The organism is Gilliamella sp. B2911 (assembly GCF_026536965.1).
GTDB classification, from domain to species: Bacteria; Pseudomonadota; Gammaproteobacteria; order Enterobacterales; family Orbaceae; genus Gilliamella; species Gilliamella apicola_E.
The window spans coordinates 145,320-171,517 of the sequence record NZ_JAFNNA010000001.1; the positions used below are offsets into that span (position 1 = coordinate 145,320).

23 protein-coding genes are annotated in these 26,198 nt (G+C 34.2%); 22 read left to right on the forward strand and 1 reads right to left on the reverse strand.

All coding sequences use genetic code 11. The features are described from left to right. Window positions 1-6 precede the first annotated feature (6 nt). The 14 genes from dnaG to J3U27_RS00715 all read left to right on the forward strand — a co-directional run bounded on the left by dnaG (window position 7) and on the right by J3U27_RS00715 (window position 17,057). Window positions 7-1,785: a DNA primase gene (gene dnaG, locus J3U27_RS00650; protein WP_065734800.1), complete on the forward strand. Its 1,779-nt coding sequence runs from the start codon at window positions 7-9 to the stop codon at window positions 1,783-1,785. Window positions 1,786-1,866: 81 nt separating this feature from the next. Then, window positions 1,867-3,705 carry an RNA polymerase sigma factor RpoD gene (gene rpoD, locus J3U27_RS00655; RefSeq protein WP_065562347.1) on the forward strand — a complete coding sequence of 613 codons (1,839 nt, stop codon included), beginning with the start codon at window positions 1,867-1,869 and terminating at the stop codon, window positions 3,703-3,705. 62 nt (window positions 3,706-3,767) lie between these two features. Further along, a complete protein-coding gene (locus J3U27_RS00660; protein ID WP_065562471.1) occupies window positions 3,768-4,739 on the forward strand; it encodes a bile acid:sodium symporter family protein in 972 nt (323 codons plus the stop codon). A 68-nt stretch (window positions 4,740-4,807) separates the two neighbouring features. Continuing rightward, window positions 4,808-6,322, forward strand: a complete 1,515-nt coding sequence (gene pitA / locus J3U27_RS00665) for an inorganic phosphate transporter PitA (RefSeq protein ID WP_065562346.1) — start codon at window positions 4,808-4,810, stop codon at window positions 6,320-6,322. A gap of 64 nt (window positions 6,323-6,386) precedes the next feature. Next, window positions 6,387-6,839 (forward strand): universal stress protein UspA, encoded by a 453-nt coding sequence (gene uspA / locus J3U27_RS00670; protein ID WP_267376550.1) that lies wholly within the window; start codon window positions 6,387-6,389, stop codon window positions 6,837-6,839. Window positions 6,840-6,999: 160 nt separating this feature from the next. Beyond that, the gene (locus J3U27_RS00675) at window positions 7,000-7,752 is read left to right on the forward strand and encodes an SDR family oxidoreductase (protein WP_267376552.1); all 753 of its coding nucleotides are present in this window, start codon (window positions 7,000-7,002) and stop codon (window positions 7,750-7,752) included. A 139-nt stretch (window positions 7,753-7,891) separates the two neighbouring features. After that, window positions 7,892-8,221, forward strand: coding sequence for a hypothetical protein (locus J3U27_RS00680; RefSeq protein WP_065562343.1), 330 nt, complete (start codon window positions 7,892-7,894; stop codon window positions 8,219-8,221). Window positions 8,222-8,539: 318 nt separating this feature from the next. After that, window positions 8,540-10,996: a bifunctional aspartate kinase/homoserine dehydrogenase I gene (thrA, locus tag J3U27_RS00685; protein ID WP_267330041.1), complete on the forward strand. Its 2,457-nt coding sequence runs from the start codon at window positions 8,540-8,542 to the stop codon at window positions 10,994-10,996. Then, window positions 10,997-11,935, forward strand: coding sequence for a homoserine kinase (gene thrB, locus J3U27_RS00690; protein ID WP_065734803.1), 939 nt, complete (start codon window positions 10,997-10,999; stop codon window positions 11,933-11,935). Window positions 11,936-12,005: 70 nt separating this feature from the next. Then, window positions 12,006-13,295, forward strand: a complete 1,290-nt coding sequence (gene thrC, locus J3U27_RS00695; protein ID WP_267376554.1) for a threonine synthase — start codon at window positions 12,006-12,008, stop codon at window positions 13,293-13,295. A gap of 154 nt (window positions 13,296-13,449) precedes the next feature. After that, window positions 13,450-13,902, forward strand: a complete 453-nt coding sequence (nrdR, locus tag J3U27_RS00700) for a transcriptional regulator NrdR (RefSeq protein ID WP_034882816.1) — start codon at window positions 13,450-13,452, stop codon at window positions 13,900-13,902. Between the two features lie 14 nt (window positions 13,903-13,916). Further along, window positions 13,917-15,026, forward strand: a complete 1,110-nt coding sequence (ribD, locus tag J3U27_RS00705) for a bifunctional diaminohydroxyphosphoribosylaminopyrimidine deaminase/5-amino-6-(5-phosphoribosylamino)uracil reductase RibD (RefSeq protein WP_065734832.1) — start codon at window positions 13,917-13,919, stop codon at window positions 15,024-15,026. A 226-nt stretch (window positions 15,027-15,252) separates the two neighbouring features. Next, window positions 15,253-16,086: a DeoR/GlpR family DNA-binding transcription regulator gene (locus J3U27_RS00710; protein ID WP_267376556.1), complete on the forward strand. Its 834-nt coding sequence runs from the start codon at window positions 15,253-15,255 to the stop codon at window positions 16,084-16,086. Between the two features lie 5 nt (window positions 16,087-16,091). Continuing rightward, window positions 16,092-17,057, forward strand: a complete 966-nt coding sequence (locus J3U27_RS00715) for a sugar kinase (RefSeq protein ID WP_065734806.1) — start codon at window positions 16,092-16,094, stop codon at window positions 17,055-17,057. A 198-nt stretch (window positions 17,058-17,255) separates the two neighbouring features. On the opposite strand, the gene hemW is transcribed toward J3U27_RS00715, so the two are convergent. Continuing rightward, window positions 17,256-18,389, reverse strand: coding sequence for a radical SAM family heme chaperone HemW (gene hemW / locus J3U27_RS00720; RefSeq protein WP_267376558.1), 1,134 nt, complete (start codon window positions 18,387-18,389; stop codon window positions 17,256-17,258). A gap of 174 nt (window positions 18,390-18,563) precedes the next feature. Between hemW and J3U27_RS00725 the strand changes: the two genes are divergently transcribed. From J3U27_RS00725 to ftsI, 8 genes are all read left to right on the forward strand, one after another. Further along, window positions 18,564-19,436, forward strand: a complete 873-nt coding sequence (locus J3U27_RS00725; protein WP_267376560.1) for a D-hexose-6-phosphate mutarotase — start codon at window positions 18,564-18,566, stop codon at window positions 19,434-19,436. A 186-nt stretch (window positions 19,437-19,622) separates the two neighbouring features. Further along, on the forward strand, window positions 19,623-19,907 hold the full coding sequence (rplY, locus tag J3U27_RS00730) for a 50S ribosomal protein L25 (RefSeq protein ID WP_065562334.1): 285 nt from the start codon (window positions 19,623-19,625) through the stop codon (window positions 19,905-19,907). A 191-nt stretch (window positions 19,908-20,098) separates the two neighbouring features. Next, window positions 20,099-21,559: a glucose-6-phosphate dehydrogenase gene (gene zwf / locus J3U27_RS00735; RefSeq protein WP_065562333.1), complete on the forward strand. Its 1,461-nt coding sequence runs from the start codon at window positions 20,099-20,101 to the stop codon at window positions 21,557-21,559. A 14-nt stretch (window positions 21,560-21,573) separates the two neighbouring features. Beyond that, window positions 21,574-22,272, forward strand: a complete 699-nt coding sequence (gene pgl / locus J3U27_RS00740) for a 6-phosphogluconolactonase (protein WP_065734809.1) — start codon at window positions 21,574-21,576, stop codon at window positions 22,270-22,272. Between the two features lie 376 nt (window positions 22,273-22,648). Next, entirely contained in the window at window positions 22,649-23,095 is a 447-nt protein-coding gene (gene mraZ / locus J3U27_RS00745) for a division/cell wall cluster transcriptional repressor MraZ (protein ID WP_065562331.1), read from the forward strand. Between the two features lie 9 nt (window positions 23,096-23,104). Next, complete coding sequence (gene rsmH / locus J3U27_RS00750) at window positions 23,105-24,046, forward strand: 16S rRNA (cytosine(1402)-N(4))-methyltransferase RsmH (protein ID WP_416380523.1); 942 nt, start codon at window positions 23,105-23,107, stop codon at window positions 24,044-24,046. Continuing rightward, entirely contained in the window at window positions 24,039-24,413 is a 375-nt protein-coding gene (ftsL, locus tag J3U27_RS00755) for a cell division protein FtsL (protein ID WP_065562329.1), read from the forward strand. The genes rsmH and ftsL overlap by 8 nt, the downstream gene beginning before the upstream one ends. Continuing rightward, window positions 24,413-26,185, forward strand: coding sequence for a peptidoglycan glycosyltransferase FtsI (gene ftsI, locus J3U27_RS00760; protein WP_081299465.1), 1,773 nt, complete (start codon window positions 24,413-24,415; stop codon window positions 26,183-26,185). Before ftsL ends, ftsI begins: the two co-directional genes overlap by 1 nt. The last annotated feature ends 13 nt before the right edge of the window (window positions 26,186-26,198 follow it).

The following is a 26,198-nucleotide window of genomic DNA, read 5'->3' on the forward strand; positions in this document are numbered from 1 at the left end:
TTTATCATGAAAGGTCTTATTCCTCGCGATTTTATTTTAGATTTGCTTGCCCGCACAAATATCCTTGATGTGATAGGTAAGCGCGTTAAAATGAAAAAAAAAGGAAATAACTATTTTGGTTGTTGTCCTTTTCATGATGAGAAAACCGCTTCTTTCTCATTAAGCGAAAAAAAGCAGATTTACTATTGTTTTGGATGTGGCGCTACTGGATCTGCAGTAAATTTTTTGATGCAATATGAGCGATTGTCTTTTCCTGAGGCAATTGAAGAGATAGCTAGTATGCAAGGAATCCGTGTTCCATACACGGATAACGAAAATAATCAAGCTGATGCATCAAAGCAAATTGAATCTCGTAATGTTCGTCGAGATCTTTATTCATTGATGTCTAAAATAACTGATTTCTACCAGCAGCAATTAGCATTATCGACTTCGGTAGATGCTCAAAAGTATCTTGAACAACGTGGATTAAACGCAGAGATTATAGCTAGGTATAAAATCGGTTATGCACCTAATTCAAAACAACTAACTTTTCAAAATATAGTTAAGACTGAAAATGAAGTGGTGCTATATGACAAGGCAGGGATGTCTGTCAATAACGATATAGGTAATCGATATGATCGCTTTCGTGGGCGTATCATGTTCCCGATTCGCGATAGACAAGGTAATGTTATCGCTTTTGGTGGAAGGACTATCTTCAATGAGTCGGCGAAATATCTAAATTCACCTGAAACTCCTATTTTTCATAAAGGTTTTCAATTATATGGACTTTATGAAGCTCAAGAAACTAATCGTAATTTAAAGCAATTAATAATTGTTGAAGGTTATATGGATGTTGTTTCTCTTGCACAGTACGGTATTGATTACGCTGTAGCTGCTTTAGGAACAGCAACATCAGAAGAGCATATTAAGCTTCTATTTAGAGCAACAGATTCCGTAATATTTTGTTACGATGGTGATAAAGCCGGGCGAAATGCTGCATGGCGAGCGCTTAATGTATTACTACCTTGTTTGATTGATGGTAAAGATATAACTTTTGCTTTTTTACCACAAGATGAAGATCCAGATAGTTACGTGCGTAAAGTCGGAAAAGATGGCTTTGAAGATTACATAAAAAAGGCGCCTAACTTATCTGAATTTTTGTTCGATGAGTTATTAAAACAGGTCGATTTAAAATCAGCTGAAGGTAAAGCTAAATTGAGTTCACTTGCTATTCCTTTACTTGAACAGGTAAAAGCAAAAGTATTTAGACTTAATTTACTTCAAAAATTAGGGCGTTATTTGGGTCTATTGGATCTATCCCAAATTGAACAATTAATCGCGAATAATAATATAAGCGAAAATAGAACTATTGATTCAGCACCTGTGCCAAAAATGAAATTGACCACTATGCGGATTTTAATTGGTTTGTTACTTCAATATCCAAATCTAGCTAAGATGGTATCTGATATTAACGTTATGAGGCAAGTTAACTTAGCGGGAATTGATATATTTATTGAACTACTTGAATTATGCCAACAATATCCAAATATAACTACAGCACAAATATTAACTGAATGTATTAATCGACCATATTATAAACAGCTAAGTCGTTTAGCAACCTGGGAGTACCATTACCAAGATGATGAAATAGAATCAATTTTTTCTAATACTTTAAAAGAGTTATATGATAATATACTCGCCCAAAGGCAAGATGAACTGATCGCAAAAGAGAGAGTCTCCGGATTAAGTACCGCAGAGAAAAAAGAATTAGCGACACTAATACTTGTTTTATCAAAAAAAGACTAAATATATAGGGTATGTGTAGAAAAATACTTTTTATTCTGCACATATAATACACATGACCGAATAACTAAATGGTGATACTTTATGGAGCAAAATTCTCAATCACAGTTAAAACTCCTAATTATACGGGGTAAGGAGCTGGGATACCTGACCTATGCTGACGTCAATGATCACTTGCCTGAAGAAATCATTGATTCAGATCAGATTGAAGATATTATCCAAATGATCAATGATATGGGGATTCAAGTACTTGAAGAAGCTCCAGACTCAGATGAATTATTACTTTCAGATAATGTTCCAGATGAAGAGGCAGTTGAAGCAGCAACAGCATTAGTTTTATCTAATGTAGAATCAGAAATAGGTCGAACTACTGACCCAGTACGTATGTATATGCGTGAAATGGGTGCGGTTGAACTATTAACCCGTGAAGGCGAAATTGATATCGCAAAACGTATTGAAGATGGGATTAACCAAGTTCAAACCTCAGTATCTGAATATCCAGAAGCCATTACTTATCTCTTAGAACAATATAATTTAATCGAAAGCGGCGAAGTTCGCTTGTCCGACCTTATTACTGGTTTTGTCGATCCGAATGCTGAAGAGTCAGAAGAAGAACTTCCTGAAGAATTGGAAGACGGTGAAGAAGAGATTGATATTGACGATAGTGATGATGAAAGTGAAGAAGAAAGCGATTCTTCAGCTGATGATGATGTCTCTATCGATCCAGAAGTAGCAAAAGCGAAATTTGCTGAATTACAAGAGCAACATGATAAAACTTCTGCTGCAATTAAAAAATATGGACGTGCTCATAAAAAAGCACAACAAGAAATTGAAAATCTATCTGAAGTTTTCAAACAATTCCGATTAGTTGGCAAGCAGTTTGATATTCTTGTTAATAATATGAGAAGCATGATGGATCGAGTAAGATCTCATGAGCGTATTATTATGCGAATTTGTGTTGAACAATGTAAAATGCCGAAAAAACAGTTTATGACTCATTTTACTGGCAATGAAAATAGCATGGACTGGTATAAAAAAGCGAGTACAGGTAAAGGTGCATTTGCTGCTAAATTAAAAGAATTTGAATCATCAATTGAAGAGCAAATTAAAGCTTTACAGCAAATTGAAACAGAAACTAATCTTTCTATCGAACAAATCAAAGATATTAATAGAAGAATGTCTATTGGAGAAGCTAAAGCTCGTCGAGCCAAGAAAGAGATGGTTGAAGCAAACTTACGTTTAGTTATCTCTATTGCTAAAAAGTATACTAATCGTGGTTTACAGTTCCTGGACCTTATTCAAGAAGGTAATATTGGATTGATGAAAGCGGTTGATAAGTTTGAATATCGCCGAGGGTATAAATTCTCAACCTATGCAACGTGGTGGATTAGACAAGCTATCACTCGTTCAATTGCTGACCAAGCAAGAACAATTCGTATCCCTGTGCATATGATTGAGACAATTAATAAACTAAATCGCATTTCTCGTCAAATGCTTCAGGAAATTGGGCGTGAACCAACACCAGAAGAGTTATCTGACCGCATGCAAATGCCTGAAGAAAAAATTCGTAAAGTACTAAAAATTGCAAAAGAACCAATTTCAATGGAAACACCAGTCGGTGATGATGAAGATTCACACTTAGGTGATTTTATTGAGGATACTGCACTTGAGCAACCACTAGATGCAGCTACATCGGAAAGTTTACGTAGTGCAACACGTGATATTTTATCTGGTCTAACACCACGTGAAGCAAAAGTCTTACGTATGCGATTTGGTATTGATATGAATACAGACCATACTCTTGAAGAAGTAGGTAAACAATTTGATGTAACGCGTGAACGTATCCGTCAAATTGAGGCTAAAGCATTACGTAAATTACGTCATCCTAGCCGATCTGATGTTCTTAGAAGTTTCTTGGAATAAATTATAACTTTAGCTAAATCGCCACTTATGTGGCGATTTTTTTAACTTATCAAGCTAATATCATGAATATACTTCAACGATTTAAAATTGATCCATTCTTGCTGACTTTGATTTGCGTTGTGACTACAGCAAGTATTTTTCCATGTAAAGGACAAGCAAAAGTGTTATTTGAAAATCTTACAACTTTTGCTATTGGTCTATTGTTTTTTATGCATGGTGCAAAACTGTCGTTTGATGCGATAATTGTTGGTATAAAAAATTGGCGATTGCATCTGTTGATATTTACTACTACCTTTGTAGTATTCCCTATTTTAGGGGTGATGATGCAGGTACTGGTTCCAACTTTTTTATCAGAAGATCTTTATTTAGGCTTTGTATATCTTTGTGTCCTACCAGCTACCGTTCAGTCAGCCATTGCCTTTACATCAATTGCAAAAGGCAATGTTGCTGCTGCAATCTGTAGTGCTTCTGCATCGACCCTATTAGGTGTCTTTATCACACCGGTATTAGTTGGATTATTAATTCATACTCAAGCTGCTGCTTCAATGAATATATTAGATGCCATTGAATCTATTATGCTTAAACTGATGGTGCCATTTATTGTCGGTCATTTATCAAGACGTTTTATTGGTAAATGGGTTGATAAATATAAAGGTGTAATTTCTAAGACCGATCGTATATCAATATTATTAGTTGTTTATGTGGCTTTTAGTGATGCAGTGGTTAATGGTATTTGGTCGAAAGTCAGCTTTTTATCTCTTTTAGAAATCATTGTGTATTCAATCATCTTATTAACTATTGTGTTATTAATTACGACTTATAGCTCGAGATTCTTGGGTTTTAACAAAGAGGATGAAATTACTATTGTATTTTGTGGCTCTAAAAAAAGTTTAGCGAGTGGTATTCCAATGGCTAGTGTAATTTTTCCTATGTCTATAACAGGCATAATAATTTTACCGCTAATGATTTTCCATCAAGTACAATTAATGATCTGCGCTGTTTTAGCTTCTCATTACGCGAAAAGAAAAATATAAAAATTGTTTTGCTCATTGGGTTATTCTCAAGGATAATAGAAGCGCTATTAACAACAGAAAGATATATTATGTTTCATCTATTTGCTGATTTAGAATTTTCTACGATTATATTACTAGTTTTAGCGCTATTTTTTGTTCTTTTTTATGAGGCGATTAATGGATTTCATGATACCGCAAATGCTGTTGCGACAGTAATATATACTAGAGCATTAAAAGAACAGCTCGCTGTTTTTATGGCTGGTATGTTTAACTTTTTTGGGGTATTACTTGGCGGGCTTAGTGTTGCTTATGCAATCGTTCACCTTTTACCTACTGATTTATTACTTAATGTAAGTTCTTCTCATGGACTTGCAATGGTCTTTTCAATTTTATTTGCTGCTATCATTTGGAATTTGGGTACTTGGTATGTAGGTATTCCTGCTTCTAGTTCTCATACTTTAATTGGTGCAATTATTGGTGTTGCATTGGCCAATGCATTTATTATGGATACATCAATCATTGATGCACTTAATATTCCAAAAATGATACAAATCTTTCTATCATTAATCATTTCACCAATTGTTGGTCTTGTTATCGCTGGATTAATGATTTTTTTATTACGAAAATATTGGACCCGTAAAGGTCAAGGTAAAAAACGTAGTAAAAAAAGAGAACGAATTTTTATGACACCAGAACAGCGTGAAAAGCTATATGGTAAAAAGAAACCGCCATTTTGGATTCGTATTATGCTTATTATTTCAGCCGCTGGTGTAAGTTTCTCGCATGGCGCAAATGATGGGCAAAAAGGTATTGGTTTATTGATGTTAGTATTGATGGGCATTGCACCCGCTGGTTTTATTGTTAACATGGGGGCATCAACCTATGAAATTACCAATACCAGAAATGCGATTCATAATATTGAAGAGTACTTTATCACTCATAATGATGATCTCAATACAGTAATTGGTAAACAGTCAGCAGTTGATACTGCAACTCCTGAAAATGATTTAAATAAATATCATTGTGATTATTCTCGATCCTTCACTACATTAAGTATTGCTAACAATTTGTTCAATAAAATTAACGATTATGGTTCGCTTAATGTAGATCAACGTTCTCAAACTAGACGTATTTTATTATGTTTATCTGATACGGTATCTCATGTTGCTAAACAACCAAATGTATCAGCAGAAGATAAACAGTACCTAAAATCATTAAATAATGATTTATTAAAAACAATTGAATATGCACCAATTTGGATAATTATAGGAGTAGCTTCAGCACTTGCAGTTGGCACAATGATTGGTTGGCGGCGAGTAGCTATTACTATTGGTGAAAAGATTGGTAAAAAGGGAATGACTTATGCACAAGGGGTTTCAGCTCAAATTACTACAGCGTTATCAATTGGTATAGCAAGCTATACAGGAATGCCTGTATCGACAACACAAGTCCTTTCTTCATCTGTTGCCGGTACGATGATTGTCGATGGTGGAGGAGTGCAAAGTAAAACGATTAAAAATATTGCATTAACCTGGGTTCTTACTTTACCTATTTCAATTTTGTTATCTGGGTCACTTTTTTGGCTTGCTCAAAAATTAATTTAGTAGTAAAAAGGAAGTATAAAATCTTAATTTAATTAGAGTGTCAAAATAGGAAGGAGTGAATATTATGGCTTATAAACACATTTTAGTCGCAGTGGATTTATCACCTGAAAGTGAAGTTCTTGTTGAAAAAGCAGTCTCAATGGCTAGACCATATAATGCTCAAATATCACTCATTCATGTGGGCATCAATTACTCTGACCTTTATACAGGCCTAGTTGATATTAATATGAATGATATGAAAGATCGTATCACTGAAGATGCCCATATTGCATTAAATAAATTAGCTGATGATGCAGGTTATCCAATTGCACATACTCTTTCTGGTAATGGTGAATTTGGACAAGTATTAATTGAAGCTATCCACGAATATGGGGCAGATCTAGTTGTTTGTGGTCATCACCAAGATTTTTGGAGTAAATTAATGTCTTCAGCACGCCAGCTAATTAATAATACCCATATCGATACATTGATTGTTCCTTTGAAAGATGATGAGCCATCCGAAGAACTATCTAAATGAAACATACGATATGAACCCGCCTTGTAGCGGGTTTTTTTATATATTTTTATCTAAAATTTAGATAATTATATTTTCAAACAAGTTGTATCTATTTTGGCACCTATTTTTCTTTTAATTCAATATCGTTATACACTTGTAATTATTATGAAGGAGATTGGATATGAATATTGCTTTAGTTACTGGTGCTTCTTCTGGCTTTGGTAAAGCAATTTGCCGAAAACTTATTACTGATGGTTATAAAGTAATTGGTGCAGCCAGACGACTTGATAAATTACAAAAACTTGCACAAGAATTAGGTGATAATTTTTTACCGCTAACTCTTGATGTGACAAAAAAAGACTCTGTTGAAACAATTTTGTTACAGCTGCCTAAAGAGTTTCAGCCTATCGATATATTAATTAACAATGCAGGATTAGCTTTAGGTTTAGCACCCGCATATGAAGCTGATTACAATGATTGGGAAACAATGATTGAAACCAATGTTATTGGATTAGTGCATTTAACATATCAAATATTACCTGGCATGGTAGAGCGTAACTATGGTTATATTATTAATCTTGGATCAGTTGCCGGTACATATCCGTATAAAGGTGGAAATGTTTACGGTGCAACAAAAGCATTTGTTAAGCAGTTTAGTGCTAATTTAAGAACAGATTTATTGGGTAAAAAAATCAGAGTAACAAATATCGAACCCGGATTATGTGGAGGAACAGAGTTTTCCAATGTCCGATTCCATGGTAATGACGAAAAAGCTGCTGCGGTTTATAAAGATGTGGATTTTATTACACCAGAAGATATTTCCAATACCGTCTCATGGTTAGTTAATACACCAAATCATTTTAATGTGAATTCAATTGAAATTATGCCGGTCGCACAAGCTTCGGCAGGGTTATCAGTTTGCAAAGAAGTTTAAGGTGAAATTAAATTACCATTATATGATACCGAGGTTTTAAAAAAATAACAAAAAAGTGAATTGAAAAACAAAATAGACTTGCACTTATGTTAATGGATTGCTATTCTTCTTATTTGTGATTTTGATTGAGGTTTTAGCAATGACATTTTCAGAAGTAACAAAAACATTTGCGACAAGCTTACCTGGTACCGATTCGTATGTAAAACTACGTAAGGCTATGAGGTCATTAATCCAAGAAGATCCGAATAACGCATCGGTTTACTTTTTAATCTTTGGATTTGCTCGCACTTATGTGATGTTATATGAAGATCAGGAAGTTTCACCACAATTTGCTGAAGACAATCAAAAATTAATGTTATCGTATCTCAACATACTTGATGAGGCATTACAAAAACAAAATGCCGAAAGTATCTATCAAGCCTTAAATAAGGTAGTGAATGAATACGAAAACAGCAAAAAGGTATTTTAATTATTTACAGCCTGACATGAAAATGTCGGGCTGTTTTGTTTAGGGTTTAGTTAAGGAAAATTAATGAAAATGGTAATGATGATTTCAGGCATTATTGGTACCACCGGCACTATTATGAAATATAGGGCGGGTTGATTTTTCCTTAAAAATATCGAAAAACCCGCCCCAAAAGGCGGGTTTTTTACTTTGTGAAATAAAAAAGTTCTTAAATAGAAATTAAAGTAAAAAGAATTCAAAATATTAGTTTTATCAGTATTTTTTAAAAATTGCATTTTGAATTATCATTGGCATAAGTTAGAAAAATAAGTAAGGTGTGATATGAAAGTTTTAAAATTTGGAGGAACATCTGTTGCCAACGCAGAACGTTTTTTGCGTGTAGCAGAGATTATTGAAAATAATGCTAAACAAGAACAAACGGCAACGGTTTTATCTGCACCAGCTAAAATTACTAATCATCTAGTGGCAATGGTTGAAAAAACCATTGCAAAACAAGATATCCAAACTAATATCTACGATGCTGAAAAAATCTTTGCAGACTTACTAGAAGGTATTTCGAAAGCGGTACCTAATTTTGCCTATGAAGAAATGAAAAAGTTTGCTCTAGGTGAGTTAAATAACGTTAAACAACTATTAGAAGGTATTCGGCTATTAGGTCAATGTCCGGATAGTATTAATGCAAGTATCATTTGTAGAGGTGAAAAACTTTCGATTGCAATTATGCAAGAATTGCTTAAAGCGAAAGGTCATGCTGTAACAGTTATTAACCCTGTGGCAATGCTGATTGCTGAGGGGGACTATCTAGAGTCTACAGTTGATATTGTCGAGTCATCGCATCGAATCAGTGAAATGCATATACCTCCAGAAAATATAATTTTGATGCCAGGGTTTACCGCTGGTAATGAAAAAGGAGAATTAGTTGTTCTTGGACGTAATGGCTCTGATTATTCAGCTTCAGTATTAGCAGCGTGTTTACGTGCCAACAGTTGCGAAATTTGGACTGATGTTGACGGAGTTTATACTTGTGATCCTCGAATTGTCCCTGATGCTAAATTACTAAAAACGATGTCTTATCAAGAAGCTATGGAACTATCGTATTTTGGTGCAAAAGTGCTTCATCCAAGAACAATTTTACCTATCGCTCAATTTCAAATTCCATGTTTAATTAAAAATACTAATAATCCAGATGCAGCAGGCACGTTAATCGGCGCTAATGTTGTTGATAGCTCAACACCAGTAAAAGGTATCACTAATTTAAATAACATGGCTATGATTAATGTATCAGGTCCAGGATTAAAAGGCATGGTAGGTATGTCAGCGCGTGTTTTTTCCGCTATGTCTTATGCTGGTATTTCTGTGGTACTTATTACGCAATCATCATCTGAATATAGTATTAGTTTTTGTGTGCCTCAAACTGAACTCTACCGAGCTGAAGAGGCACTAAGTGAAGAATTTTACTTAGAGTTAAAGGATGGCTTACTTGAACCAATTGAAGTTATCGAAAAATTAGCAATTATCTCAGTTGTTGGTGATGGTATGCGTACTTTACGTGGTTTATCGGCTAATTTCTTTACTGCATTAGCCCGTGCCAATATTAATATCGTAGCCATTGCTCAAGGCTCTTCGGAACGCTCAATCTCGGTCGTAGTTGATAATGATGTTGCCGTAATGGGTGTACGTGTGACGCATCAAATGCTATTTGGTACTGACAAAATGTTAGATGTGTTTGTTATTGGTGTTGGTGGTGTTGGTGGTGCATTGGTTGATCAAATTGGTCGGCAACAAAAATGGCTTAAAAACAAACAAATCGATTTACGTGTTTGTGGTTTATTTAATTCCAAACACGCTGTACTTAATCGGGATGGTATTGATTTAACAAATTGGCGCGATCAAATAAAACAAAGCGAGACCAATTATACTCTAAATAGCATTATTGATTTTGCTAAAAATAACCGTCTCCTCAATCCAATTTTAGTCGATTGTACTTCAAGTAGTGATGTATCAGATAAATATGTTGATTTTTTAGCTAATGGTTTTCATGTTGTAACGCCAAATAAGAAAGCCAATACAAGTTCGATGGCTTATTACCATCGTTTACGGCAAGAAGCAGCTAATAGTAAGCGAAAATTTCAATATGATACTAACGTTGGTGCAGGTTTACCTGTGATAGAAAATTTACAAAATCTACTGAACGCGGGTGATGAATTAATCAAGTTTTCAGGGATTTTATCTGGATCATTGTCTTTCATTTTTGGTAAGTTAGACGAAGGTATGTCATTGTCAGAAGCAACTAAATTAGCGAAAGAAAAAGGTTTTACCGAGCCTGATCCTAGAGATGACTTATCAGGAACAGATGTCGCAAGAAAGTTATTAATTTTAGCTCGGGAGGCGGGATTACAACTAGAACTTGATCAAATTAAAGTGGAGTCAGTATTACCAGCTGAATATTCTAAAGGTAGTATCGATGAATTTATGGCAAAACTACCACAATTAGACGCTCAATTTAAAGAAAAATCAGAAAAGGCAGCTAAAGAAGGAAAAGTGTTACGTTATGTTGGTAGTATTGATGGAAACCAATGTAGCGTTAAGATAGAATCTGTTGATAATGATGATCCACTTTATAAAGTTAAAAATGGTGAAAATGCTTTAGCATTTTATACTAGGTACTATCAACCAATTCCATTAGTATTACGTGGTTATGGTGCTGGTAATGACGTTACAGCTGCGGGTGTGTTTGCCGATATTTTACGAACCACATCTGGAAAAATTGGAGGCTAAATGAGTCAAAAATCATTAACTGTGTATGCACCTGCATCAATGGCAAATATTAGTGTTGGCTTTGATATTTTAGGTGCAGCAATCAATCCAATTAGTGGTGCGATGTTGGGCGACTGTATTACTATCGAGTCTGCAACTGAGTTTAGCTTTACCAGTCAAGGTCAATTTGTTAAAAATTTACCAAAGGATCCCAAATTAAATATTGTTTATCAATGTTGGCAGCGTTTTTGTAAAGCCATGGGGAAAACATTACCGATAAAAATGACGCTTGAAAAAAACATGCCTATTGGTTCTGGATTAGGTTCAAGCGCTTGCTCTGTTGTTGGTGCTTTTGTTGCGTTAAATAAGTTTTTTAATGAACCATTTAATAAATTTGAATTGCTCTCCATGATGGGCGAACTTGAAGGCTGCATTTCTGGTAGTGTGCATTATGATAATGTTGCTCCTTGCTATTTAGGTGGAATGCAACTTATTCTCGACGAAATGGGCATTATAAGTGAGTCAATACCTCATTTTGAAAATTGGTATTGGGTGATGGCTTATCCTGGTATTAAAGTTTCTACAGCTGAAGCTCGAGCAATATTACCAGCTCAATATCAAAAAGCCGATTGTGTCGCGCACGGTCGTTACGTAGGTGGTTTTTTACATGCTTGTTATACTAAACAACCAAAACTTGCAGCAGCAATGTTAATTGATAATATTGCAGAACCTTATCGTAAACAATTGCTACCTAATTTCGATGAAACACAAAGAAAGGTCAAACAACTTGGTGCACTAGCATCGGGTATATCAGGCTCAGGGCCGACGATGTTTGTGGTGGCAGACAACCTTGAAACTGCACAGCAGATTGAGTCGTTGTTAAAAAGTTCTTATCTACAAAATGAAGAAGGTTTTACTCATATTTGTAAAATAGATCCACAAGGTGCAAGAGAGATTTAAGTTATTAAACAAAACAATAATATTAAATCAATAAGAAAACAATTAAAGCATAAAAGAATTGGAACACATTATGAAACTGTATAACTTAAAAGATCATTCAGAGCAAGTTAGTTTCGCGCAGGCGGTACAACAAGGTTTAGGGAAAGAACAAGGTCTATTTTTTCCAGAACAATTGCCAAAATTTTCATCTGCAGAAATAGAAGCACTTTTAAAAATGGACTTTATCACACGTAGTGCCAAAATCTTATCGGCGTTTATTGGCAATGAAATTAGCGATAATGATATGCATCGATTAGTGCAAAACGCATTCCAATTTCCAGCTCCAGTTAAATCAGTAGAGGATGATATTGGAACATTAGAACTTTATCATGGCCCAACATTAGCATTCAAAGACTTTGGTGGACGCTTTATGGCTCAGGCTTTAGTCCAGGTGGCAGCAGATAAAAAGATTACTATCTTAACAGCAACCTCTGGTGATACTGGTGCTGCTGTTGCCCATGCGTTTTATCACTTACCCAATATTCGTGTAGTGATTTTATATCCGGAAGGAAAAATTAGTCCGTTACAAGAAAAACTATTTTGTACTTTAGGCGATAACATTCACACAATTGCTATTCAAAGTGATTTTGATGCCTGCCAAGCTTTAGTTAAAAAAGCGTTTGATGATGAAGAGCTAAAAACTACAATTGGTTTAAACTCAGCTAACTCGATTAATATCAGTCGGCTTTTAGCTCAAATTTGCTATTATTTTGAGGCTTATGCACAGCTTACGCCAAAACAACGCGAACAATTAGTTATTTCAGTACCAAGTGGTAATTTTGGTGATTTAACTGCTGGTTTATTAGCAAAAACGATGGGGTTACCAATTAAACGCTTTATTGCTGCTACTAATGCTAATGATACGGTTCCACGTTATTTAGAAACAGGAAAATGGGAACCCCATAAAACTGTGGCAACATTATCAAATGCTATGGATGTTAGTCAGCCAAACAACTGGCCAAGAATCGAAGAAATTTATAAACGAGAAGGTTGGGTACTGAAATCATTAGGGCATGCTGCTGTTTCTGATGCAGTTTCCGTAGAAACGGTCAAGGAATTAGATAAAATAGGATATTTATCCGAGCCTCATGGTGCTATTGCTTATCGTGCATTACGAGACCAGTTGCAAGAAGGGGAGTATGGTTTATTTTTGGGTACAGCTCATCCAGCTAAGTTTAAAGAAGTAGTTGAGGATATCCTTGGCCGATCAATCTCACTACCACAACCTCTGGCTGAACGAGCTGATATGCCTTTACTTTCTCACCATATGCCTGATGATTTTAATAAATTACGTGATTTCTTAATCTCATTGACATGGTAAATTCAATTCCCGTCACCAGATTGGTGACGGTTTTTAGCTTTTTTGAATTACAAGTTAATTAATAGAGCTAGTTTATATTACTTTGTTGATAACTTGTTTAAATGGCTAATTTCGGCTATTGTAATGTAAGTTAAAACGTTATCAGGATATATTTATGCACTGTCCGTTTTGTAATGCAGATGATACAAAAGTTATTGATTCTCGTTTAGTTGGTGAAGGGTTTCAGGTTCGTCGTCGTCGACAATGTGTCGAATGTAATGAACGTTTTACGACATTTGAAGTGGCTGAATTAATTATGCCTAATGTTATTAAAAGCAATAAAGTTCGCGAACCTTTCAATGAAGATAAACTCCGCAATGGTATAAAACGAGCACTAGAAAAACGCCCTGTTAGTTTTGATGCAATTGAAGATGCAATTACTCGAATTAAATCGAAACTGAGAGCAACAGGAGAAAGGGAAGTACCGGCCAAATTAATTGGTAATTTTGTTATTGAAGAGCTTAAAAATCTCGATAAAGTTGCCTATATTCGTTTCGCATCTGTCTATTTTAGCTTTGATGATATTGAACAATTCAGTAATGAAATTGCTAAGTTACAACAAAAGTAATCCTCATTATGACTATGAATAAAGATCAATTTTATATGCAGCAAGCTATTGAGCTTGCTAAACTTGGTCGCTTCACTACTACCCCTAATCCTAATGTCGGTTGTATCATTGTTAAAAATGATCACATCATTGGTAAAGGTTTTCATATGAAAGCTGGTTTACCACATGCAGAAGTCTATGCACTAAAAATGGCTGGTGATGAAGCTAAAGATGCTACGGCTTATGTAACGCTAGAGCCTTGCAGCCATTATGGAAGAACGCCTCCTTGCGCAGATGCACTGGTTAAATCGGGAATTAAACGAGTTGTTATTGCTATGCAGGATCCTAATCCCAATGTCGCAGGACAAGGTATAAAGAGATTAACTGATGCAGGCATTGAAGTTTGTGTTGGCGTGTTAGCTGATCAAGCCGAAGCCATTAATAAAGGCTTTTTAAAACGGATGCGAACAGGTTTGCCATTTGTACAACTAAAAATGGCAGTTTCTTTAGATGGTAAAATAGCTATGGCATCAGGCGAAAGTAAATGGATAACCTCCGTTGCGGCAAGACAAGATGTTCAGCAATATAGAGCTCAGGCAAGTTGTATCTTAAGTACCAGAAAAACAGTTCAGGAAGATAATGCGAGTTTAACGGTTAGATATAATGAATTACCTGATTCAATTAAAGAAATTTACCCTTCTACCGAAATTCGTCAACCTATACGAGTGATAATCGATAGCAAAAATCAAATGACGGGTGATGAAAATATCTTTAATCAGCCTGGTGAAACTTGGTTGGTTAGAAAGCAAAATGTTCTAATATCATCACCAAATACAAAACTTATCATTGAATCATCAAACAGTCATCAAGTCGACTTATTAGAATTATTATCCATATTAGCCAAGCAGCAAATAAATTCTGTATGGGTCGAAGCTGGATCTCATTTAGCCGGTGCGCTAATTGAGCAAAATCTCGTGGATGAGTTAATCATCTATTATGCACCTAAATTGCTTGGTCATAATGCACAAGATATGTTTGTATTACCTCACTTACAAAAACTTTCGTTAGCACCTCAGTTCCGATTTGAATCTGTTGAAATGGTGGGTGATGATCTGAAAATAATGTTGAGGAACGGGGTTTTTTGATAACTTTTATTTAAATATATTGTGCTATTTAACAATTTTTGAGTTGTTAATATTCTATTTTAACGATTAACTATATCTCTGTAATTTAAAAATAAAGTACAAACTGAGTATATTTTTACACTACTTAATCGGTTCAGTTTCTTTCTAGGGTTTATCGTTTACAACTTGTATGATAAATTTTATCTGTTTTTGAGTTAGGTATTTATCTTTTAACATAGGATGTGAAATGGCTAAAGTATCTTCGGCACAATTAAAGCGGCGATTGGAAATTGCTGCGATTGTGCGCAAAAATGGAGAAATAAAAGTTGATGAGTTATCTGACATGCTACAAGTTTCTCATGTAACTATTCGTCAGGATTTAACATATTTAGAACATCAAGGGTATTTAAAACGTTTTTTTGGGCGAGCAATCTATATTTCGCCTGAAGATTTTATTAGCAATTCAAATAGTGTGTATCCAAGTCGTTTGGCATCATATCTTAATACTGATAATAGTGATGTTAATTTAGTAAAAACTTGTCTAAATTATATTGAAGATGGTGATACAATTTTTTTAAGTCATGGTCATTTGATTCGAAAATTGATTCCTTTTCTGCATAATAAAAAATCATTAACAGTTATTTTAAATGATATTAATAACGCGAAACTGGTTAGAGAATTCTCAGATGCAGAAGTGATTCTTGTTGGTGGTTTTTTAATAAATGGTAATGTACTACAGCATCCTAACTTTTCATCATCTATATTAACGCAATTCCCAATATCACATTTTATATTCGAATTCGCAGCTATTAATACTAATAATTATTTAGCTATTCAAGATATTGAACATCAAGAACTTTATCAACAGATATTAAAAAGTTCAGATCATTCTATCGGTATTTTACCACCAAGAATCAGCAGTAATGATAATCATACTATTGGTAAATTAAAAAACATGGATGTTATTATTTTATCCCGCTCCGCTGTTAATGAATATCATCAACTATTGCTTAATTCTAATTTTAAACAACATACAACAAGTAAATATTCTGTGACTTACCATAATGCATTGGAGGCCTAATTAACATGGATGTTAAAATTTGTACAATGGGCGAATTGTTTGTTGAATTTGTTGCTAAGGAATTCAATCAACGGTTTGATTATACAAATGAATATATTGGACCATACCCTAGTGGAGCTCCGGCTATCTTTGCAAATCAAGTTGCCAAATTAGGTTTTCCAGTTATCTTTTTAAGTTGTGTAGGAAAAGATCCTTTTGGAAAAATGTGCATTAACCGACTTAAACAAGATGGGGTTAATGTTAATGGGATCACTTCTCACAATAAAGTAAAAACAGCTAGCGCATTTTCAACGCAAATTGGTCCAAAAGAGCGAAGTTTAATTTATAACGTTTTAAATAGTGCCTGTGGCTTAATTTCATTTGATCATGTGAATGAAGCTTTATTAAAAGACTGCAATCATTTACATATTATGGGATCATCACTTTATTCATTTCGAGCCATTGATGCAATGTGCAAAGTAATAAATTTTATTAAAAGCCATGGTGGAACTGTTTCTTTTGATCCTAATTTCCATAAAGAAATGTCTGAGATTCGTGAGATAGAACAGTCTTTTAGTTATATATTAGAATTTACCGATATCATGTTGATTAATGAAACACAAGTTAGGTATTTTTCTGAAAATAATGAAAGTGATGAAGAAACGATTAAAGCTTTATTGGAGAAGGGTATCAAACATCTCGTGGTGAAGAAAGGCAGTGATGGTGCGAATTATTATTGTTGCGATGATAAAAATAATATTAATACAATTTATTCTAAGGGTTTTAGTATTGATGCGATTGACCATTCGGGTGCTGATTACTGCTTTGATGCAACTTTTGTGAGTTTACTACTGTCAGGATTTAGTGCTGAACAGGCTTTAATGTATGCAAATGCTTGTTATGCATTGTCTTCATCTTATAAAGGACCAATGGAAGGAACATCATCCCTTATCGCGATTGAAAAATTCTTATCGGAAAATATAAATAATTAATCTTATTTCAAACCCTAAAAAAATCCCAATAACAATGTTATTGGGAAAACATAAGGAATAGGAAAACAATGAAATAAATGCATTGTTGTACATATTATGCACTCTTTTCAGATGTATTTTAGTTAAGATATGCGTAGGTTTAGTTAAATTGTTAGTATTTGTTTTGTTAATAAATAGTAAATCTTTTAACTGATTTCGTTATAAGAATATTTCAAGTAATGAATTTAAAAATAATTTCCCATGCTCTGTGATTTGCCAGCATTGGTTGTTATCAATCAAATATTTTTTTTCAACAGCAGTCGATATCTGCTTATCAATAGAGTGTAAAGGTAAAAAAGTTCGTTGTTCAAATTCGGATTTAGGTGTGGCTTCAAATAATCTAAATCTATTCATAAAAAATTCAAATGCTAACTCATCTTTAGGGACAGTATAAGATTGTTCCAAATAGCGTCCTTCTAAATATCCTTTAGGATGTTTTGTTTTTACGGTGCGAATAATTGTGCCATCATTTTGGGTTAATTTTCCATGAGCACCACAACCAACACCGATATAATCACCAAACCGCCAATAATTTAAATTATGTTGGCATTGATAATTGGCCTTTGCATAAGCAGATGTTTCATATTGTAGGTAACCATGCTTAGTTAATAATTGATGGCCTTGTTGATAAATATCCCATAACATATCATCATCAGGTAAAACAGGCGGTTTAGAACCAAATAAAGTGTTAGGTTCTATTGTAAGTTGATACCAAGATAAATGTGGCGGTGCAATTTCTATTGCCTGTTTTAGATCACTCAATGCATCACATACTGTTTGATTAGGTAAGCCATGCATTAAATCTATATTAAAGCTTTTTAACTTTAAATTTTGTGCTAATTTTCCAGCATCTATTGCTTCTTGCGGATTATGAACTCGTCCTAATTTTGCAAGCTTATCTGCTTGAAAGCTTTGTACACCAATTGATATTCGATTAATTCCAGCTTGTTGATATCCCTTAAATCTTTCTACATCAACTGAATTAGGATTGGCTTCAATTGTTATTTCTGCGTCGTGATTAATTGGTATAATTTTATTTATACTCATTAATAATTTATTAATTAACTCCGCGGAGAAAAGACTGGGTGTACCTCCACCAATAAAAATAGAGTCAATAGAACGATCATTTGAAAGCATGACGTCTTGTTTTAAATCATTAATTAAATGATTTATATATGCTGAATAATCGGGCGTTTTCTTCATGTTATGTGAATTAAAATCACAATATGGACACTTTTGTACACACCATGGCATATGTATATATAAACTCAACGGGATTTTATATTGAACCATATACCTTTCCTCAAATTTTTAAAAAAGTGTCAGCAACTGATAATAAATAGCTGGCTATATTACTCCAATTTAGTAAAAAAAGCTTTTATTCCGTTTTTATAATTCGAATAATGCGCGTACAATTAATGACTAAAGACGATGTTCGCCAAGCAAATTAGATAGTTAGGAGTAAATATGAGTATTATTAAGCAGATTTTAGATAGTGATTTATCAAGTACATCAGTGAGTGCATCAGTTAATCAATGTACATTTGGTGAATTGCCTGTCATAGTGATTAAACATAAAACGTGTTCAGCAGCAGTATCGTTACAAGGTGCTCATCTTTTATTTTGGCAACCTTCAACAGAACCGACACCGGTTATTTGGTTAAGTCAAAAAGCTAACTTTAAAAAGGAAGTTGCAATTAGAGGGGGAGTACCAATTTGTTGGCCATGGTTTGGTAAATTGGGTGATCCTATGCATGGTTTTGCGCGTCTGGTTGAATGGAAATTAGATTCTTGCAAAGAAGATAATAATGGAGTGAATTTAACTTTATCATTAACTAATAATCAGCAAACAGAACAGTTTTTCACAAAACCTTTCCAAGCTTGGTTAACCATTCATGTTGGACAAACGTGTGAAGTGAATTTATCTTGCACTGGGGATTTCGAAGCAACAAGTGCATTACATACTTATTTTGAAGTTAATAATATTAATGATGTCACTGTTAAAGGTTTAGGCGATTCTTATCAAGAACGCTTAGCAGTTGAAAATAAACCATCAATTTCAGGGCAACTTACCTTTAATCAAGAGGTTGATCGCATTTATACCCATGCGGATGACTCAATCCTTATTACCGATGGTAAACGAACAATTAAATTAACTAATGTTAATGCAACTGATGTTGTTACTTGGAATCCTTGGATAGATAAAGCTAAAGCAATGGCGGATTTTGCTGATGAAGAATATCAATCTATGGTATGTGTTGAAACGTGTCGTATTAATAAGGCGTTAAAATTATCGCCAATACAGAAATCAACATATGGATTTAAGATTGAAGTTATTTAATCATTAGATTTTGATATTGCAAACGCAATCAATATAAGACTATATCTTTATTAAACTGATTATTTGATTGCGTTTACAATCATAACACTTTATAATCCTTAGCGCTTTTTAGAGCATCAATTTTATAGCCAACTACTGGGTCGCCTGTAATTGGTTTTTTATTTAGAATAAACAAGAGAAATCAATATGTTTAAATTTAAAGCAGAAGTTAGAAAAGAGCATGGTAAGGGTGCGAGCCGCCGCCTGCGTCACGCTGGTCAGTTCCCAGCAATTGTTTATGGTGGAACAGAACCTGCAATTTCTATTGTGTTAGATCACAATCAAATTTTCAATATGCAAGAAAAACCAGAGTTTTATTCTGAAGTACTAACTATTGAAATTGACGGTAAAGCAGTTAAAGCTAAAGTGCAAGCAGTACAACGTCATCCATTTAAACCAAAATTAGTTCACATGGATTTTGTACGCGCATAATCATATGTTTGTTGAAAAATCATTCAACAATATCTTTAAATAAAAGGTCACCTAAATGGTGACCTTTTATTTTTTACTATAGTCTTAAAACGACAAATACCTATTGTTATAATTTATTCTATTAACTTGATGTATATTGGTATTAAACATAATAAAATAAATTGTAGATTACACCATTTTAGGAGAAACTCATGTCTGATATCCCAGCTTGCGATTTGGTAATTTTTGGCGCTAAAGGGGATTTAACAAGGCGCAAACTCTTACCGTCTCTATATCAATTAGAAAAATATGGAAAGTTGCCAAAGCAGACAAAAATTTTAGGTGTAGGTCGAGCTGATTGGGATCAAGCCGCTTACACTGAGGTTGCAAAAGATGCGTTAACCACATTTATGACTGAACCACTAGATGAAAGTATTTGGCAACGTTTTAGCCAACGCCTTAACTTTCATAAGTTAGATGTTAATGACATTGCCGGTTTTAATTTATTAAAAGATAAGCTTGAAAAGTCACATCCTGCTATTTTCTATTTTGCGATGCATCCCAATGCCTTTGGTACGATTTGCCAAGGGTTAGCTGAAGCAGGTTTAAATCAGGCTCAAAATAGAATTGTAATGGAAAAACCACTAGGTTTTGATCTGCAATCATCAAAGGAAATTAATGATTCAGTTGCAAAATTTTTCAGTGAATCACAAGTTTATCGTATCGACCATTACTTAGGAAAAGAGTCAGTTTTAAATTTACTCGCACTTCGTTTCGCTAATCCTGTATTTGCTTCGCTTTGGGATAGAAATTCTATTGATCATGTTGAAATCACTGTTGCAGAACAAGTAGGAATTGAAGGTCGCTGGGGTTATTTTGATAAAGCGGGTCAAATGCGTGATATGGTGCAAAACCATTTATTACAAATTCTGACGATGATTGCCATGTCTCCACCTGCAAATCTTGAAGATAATAGCTTGCGTAGAGAAAAGATTGCTGTACTTAATGCATTACGTCCAATTAATAAAGCAAATATCCGTGAAAAAGTTGTTAGAGGACAATATACTGCAGGGTTTGTTAATGGTATCAATGTTCCTGGTTATTTAGAAGAAGATGGTGCAAACAAACAAAGTAATACGGAAACATTTGTTGCTATTCGAGTTGATATTGATAATTGGCGTTGGGCGGGTGTGCCTTTTTATTTACGAACCGGCAAACGTTTACCAAGCAAGTGTTCTGAAGTAGTAGTTTATTTTAAATCTTTACCCCTTAATTTATTTAGTGAGTCTTATTCTGAACTACCGCAGAATAAACTAACAATTCGTCTACAGCCAGATGAAGGTATGGATATTGAGATTTTAAATAAGGTGCCAGGATTAGACAGTACACATAATTTACAAACGACTAAGTTAGATTTAAGTTTTAGTGAAACTTTTCATCAACAAAGTGCTGATGCTTATGAGCGGTTGTTACTTGAAGTGATGCGAGGAAGACAAGCATTATTTGTTCATCGAGATGAAGTAGAGGCAGCTTGGAAATGGGTTGATTCAATTATTAGTGCCTGGAAATTAGATAATGAACCACCTAAAACTTATCCTGCTGGTACTTGGGGGCCTGTCGCTTCGGTTGCTTTGATAACTAAAGATGGTCATTCATGGCATGAGTTTGAATAGAGGAATTTAACAATATGTTTACATTAAAAAAATATCCAAATAGTCAATTATTAATTGAAGATTTAGCTGCTTATATTGTCAAAGATTTGAAACAAGCTATTGATAAAAAGGGACATGCTTCTATTGCTGTATCAGGTGGTAAAACACCTATTCCATTATTTAAACTATTAAGCCAACAAGATTTAGATTGGCACAATGTTTTTATTACATTAGTAGATGATAGATGGGTAGATGATACCGATGACGCTAGTAATGAAAAATTAGTGTTAACTTACTTATTACAAAATAAAGCTAAATTGGCCAATTTTGTAGGTTTAAAAAATAGTTGTGATAATCCATTTGATGGTGCAGAAATTACAGACAAAATTTTAAATAAAATTCCTATGCCTTTAGATGTTTTAATCTTAGGAATGGGAGAAGATGGTCATACTGCCTCACTTTTCCCGGGTGCGGCAAATTTGCGGGCTGGTTTGGATATGAAATCAGGTCGCAAAGTTGTTGGAATGACTCCATTGACGGCTCCATTAGACCGTATTACTTTAACATTACCAACTATTTTAGATAGTCAAAATATCTATCTGCATTTAGTTGGAGAAAGCAAAATGCAGGTATTACAACAAGCAGAAAAGGGAGATGATATTAATCAAATGCCAATTCGAGCAATACTGCAACAAAACAAAGTCAATGTAATTGGTTTTTGGACAGCATCTTAACTGAACAATCAACTTTGCCAGTTTTACTGGCAAAGCTTTCATTTCTGGTCTTATATTAAAACACCTATAGAGCTATTTTTAATTATTAATAAATTGATTATTTGTGGCTTTTTTATTTATTAGTTTGTTTCGGATATTAATAAACACTGTTAATAATTTCGTCTTACCATTTCTAAGCACTTCACTTAATTTGTTAGTGCTCACTTATTATCTTATTAATTTCTTAAATTGTTAGAAATTAATTGATTAAATATCTATTATTTTTGTAACTTTTGTGGTAAAAAGTGGGGTTAAGTGGTAAAAAATAGGTTTTTAATTAACATATTGATTTTTTAATAATTTAAAAACAATAAAAATTAACAATTACGGTGCTTTCATGTTTAGTGGTGCAATTTCAGTCAATTTAGATAGCAAAGGGCGAATAGCAATCCCTACTCGTTATCGTGAATTTTTGCCTGATGGTTTAGTTTGTACCATTGGTTTATATCACCCCTGTTTGACACTTTATTCAATGACTGAATGGCAAAAAATTGAATTACAGCTATCAACATTATCAACAGTTGTTGAAGCAGAACGAAGAATTAAAAGACTATTATTAGGTTATGCAACGGAATGTAATTTAGATAATGCAGGACGTATTTTACTTCCACCAACTTTACGTACTTATGCAAAACTAGAAAAACATACCATGTTTGTTGGCCAATCTAATAAATTTGAGATATGGGATGAAGCAATTTGGTATCAACAAATTAGTGATGACATTGCCACATTATCAACAGATGTTGAAAACTTATCAGAAAATTTAAAAAGTCTAACAATTTAATAAGAGTAAATAAAGATGGATTATCAACATAAAACTGTTTTGTTAAATGAAGCTGTGGCTGCATTAAATATAAAAAAAAACGGTATTTATATTGATGGTACTTTTGGGCGTGGTGGTCATTCTAGGTTAATTCTTGAACAATTGGGCGAACAAGGGAAACTAATTGCAATTGACCGAGATGAGCATGCTGAACAAGCCGCACTTAATATAACCGATCCTAGGTTTACTTTTATTCGAGGAGAGTTTTCGAATGTACATCAATATATCAATGATTTAGGGTTGTTAGGTAATATTGATGGCTTTTTATTAGATCTGGGGGTTTCATCTCCACAATTAGATGATCCTGAAAGAGGATTTTCTTTTATGCGAGATGGACCACTTGATATGCGGATGAATAACCGCAAAGGTGTAACTGCAAGTGAGTGGTTACTAAATAGTGATGAAAATGATATCGCATGGGTTTTAAAAACTTTTGGGGAAGAAAAGTTTGCCAAAAGGATTGCACGTGCAATTGTGGAACAGAATAAAGTTTCACCAATTACTCGTACATTAGAATTAGCAAATCTAATTGAAAAAGCAACACCGAAAAAAGACAAAAATAAACACCCAGCAACACGCTCGTTCCAAGCTATTCGCATTTATATAAATAGTGAATTGGAAGAAGTTGAGCAAGCCTTAAATAGCAGTTTGTCAGTGCTTGCTGCTCAAGGAAGACTTGCAGTTATTAGTTTTCATTCATTAGAAGATAGAATTGTTAAACAATTTATAAATAAACAGAGTAAAGGTCCTAATTTACCAGCTGGCTTACCATTAACAGAACAACAAATTAAACAATATGGTGATGCTAAATTAAAATCACTTGGCAAAATTAAGCCAAGCAATAATGAAATATATGGTAACCCGCGTTCTCGAAGCGCGATATTAAGGATAGCAGAAAGGAAAAATGAATAGTAACAATGAAATTTATCAAAGAACAAGTGTAGATATACACAATCAAAAAAGACCCAGCAAAAGTTTATTTGGATTAATCCTTAGTGATTTGCTCGGCCATCAAAAAATTTCATTATTGTTATTGGTGTTTATTATTATTTCTGCTGGAGCTGTATTAGTTATAACCCAGCAAGTCCGTAAACAATTATTTGAACGTGAACAATTATTACTCGAACAAGATGTTTTAGAAAGTGAATGGCGTAATTTAGTTATTGAGGAAAATGTACTTGCTGATCCAAAACGTGTTGAAGATAAAGCTAAAAATCAATTGGGTATGTCATATGTGACACCGCAAAATGAAACCGTTATTGTGATAAAGAGTAAATAATGAAGTTTGCTAATAAAAGAGATAATGTAAAACATACTACAAAGTCGAATAAAGGGAATAAATTAAATAGTAAAAAACAAATTTTTACCCTCACTCGATTTTATATTGTTTATGGTTTTATTATTTTAGCAATTATTGGTTTACTTGTCCGATTGGCAATTTTACAAATAATAGAACCTGATAAGTTAATTGCTGAAGCCAATAAACGCTCAATTCGTCATCAAGAAATGAGCGCACCTCGAGCAATGATTACGGATCGTAATGGCAGAGCATTGGCTGTTAGTGTACCTATGTATGATGTTTGGGCTGATCCGAAAATTGTTGTACAAAAAGGCGGAGTTGATCCTAATGATATCCGTTGGCAAGGATTAGCAAAGACATTGAATATTCCAATGTCGACACTAGAGCAAAAATTGAGTAATCCATCGATGCGTTTTGTTTATTTGTCTAAACAAATTACACCAACAATATCGGATTATTTAAAACAATTAAAATTACCTGGTATTTCGTTTGCCAAAACATCTAAACGTTATTATCCAGCAGCTGAAAATATAGCACAATTAATCGGTTTAACTGACATTGATGAAAATGGAACGGAAAAAGGTTCAGAAGGAATTGAAAAAAGCTTTAATAAATGGCTGATTGGTGAATCAGGACAACGTGTTGTTAGGCGAGATCGTGTTGGTAGAGTTATAGAAGAATTAGAAAGGACTGAAAGTGAAGTTGCTTCTGATTTGACATTAAGTATTGATGAACGTTTACAATCGCTCGTTTACAGTGAACTTAGTCAAGCTGTGGAATTTAACAAAGCTGATAGTGGCACAGCTGTTTTAATTGATGTTCACACGGGTGAAATATTGGCCATGGCAACCAGTCCATCCTATAACCCGAATAATCGATCTTCAATTGATTATAGTTTATTACGAAATCGAGCGATAACAGATGCATTTGAGCCAGGTTCAACAGTTAAACCTTTAGTTGTTATGGCTGCATTAGAGAAAAAAATAGCTGATTTAAACACGGTTATTGATACTAGACCTTTTTTGGTAAATCGTTATGAAATCAAAGATGTGTCTTATCAAAAAGCCCTAAATTTGGCTGGTATCCTTGAAAAATCAAGTAACGTCGGTGTGAGTAAGTTAGCTTTACAAATGCAATCAGGTGACCTTGTTGAGTTTTATAGCCGTTTTGGGTTAGGACAACCAACTGAACTCGGTTTAGGTGGAGAAGTGAGTGGTTCAATTGCTGCTGATAGAACAAGAAAATGGGCTGATATAGAAAGAGCGACGTTTTCTTTTGGTTATGGATTAAGTGTTACCCCACTACAGCTAGCTAGGGCTTATGCAACTATCGGTAGCTATGGTGTTTATCGACCTGTTTCAATATTAAAAATTAACGAGCCAGTAGAAGGTAAACGTGTTGTAGCTGAAAAAACAGCTAAAACAGTAGTGCAATTAATGGAAGCGGTTGCTGTGACTGGCGGTGGTACCAAAGCTTCTGTCCCTGGATATAGTGTAGGTGTTAAAACGGGTACAGCTAAAAAACTATCTGGTGGACGATATGTTAATCAATATTTAGCTTATACCGCTGGTATTGCACCAGCAACAGGACCTAAATATTCACTGGTTGTTGTTATCGATAATCCAAAAGCTGGGCAATATTATGGTGGTTCTGTTTCAGCCCCTGTTTTTAGCCGTATTATGGGGGGAGTTCTTAGAACAATGAATGTAAAACCAGATCGTCAAGTTGATGGTCAAATGATTGTATATTAATAGGTAATAAATA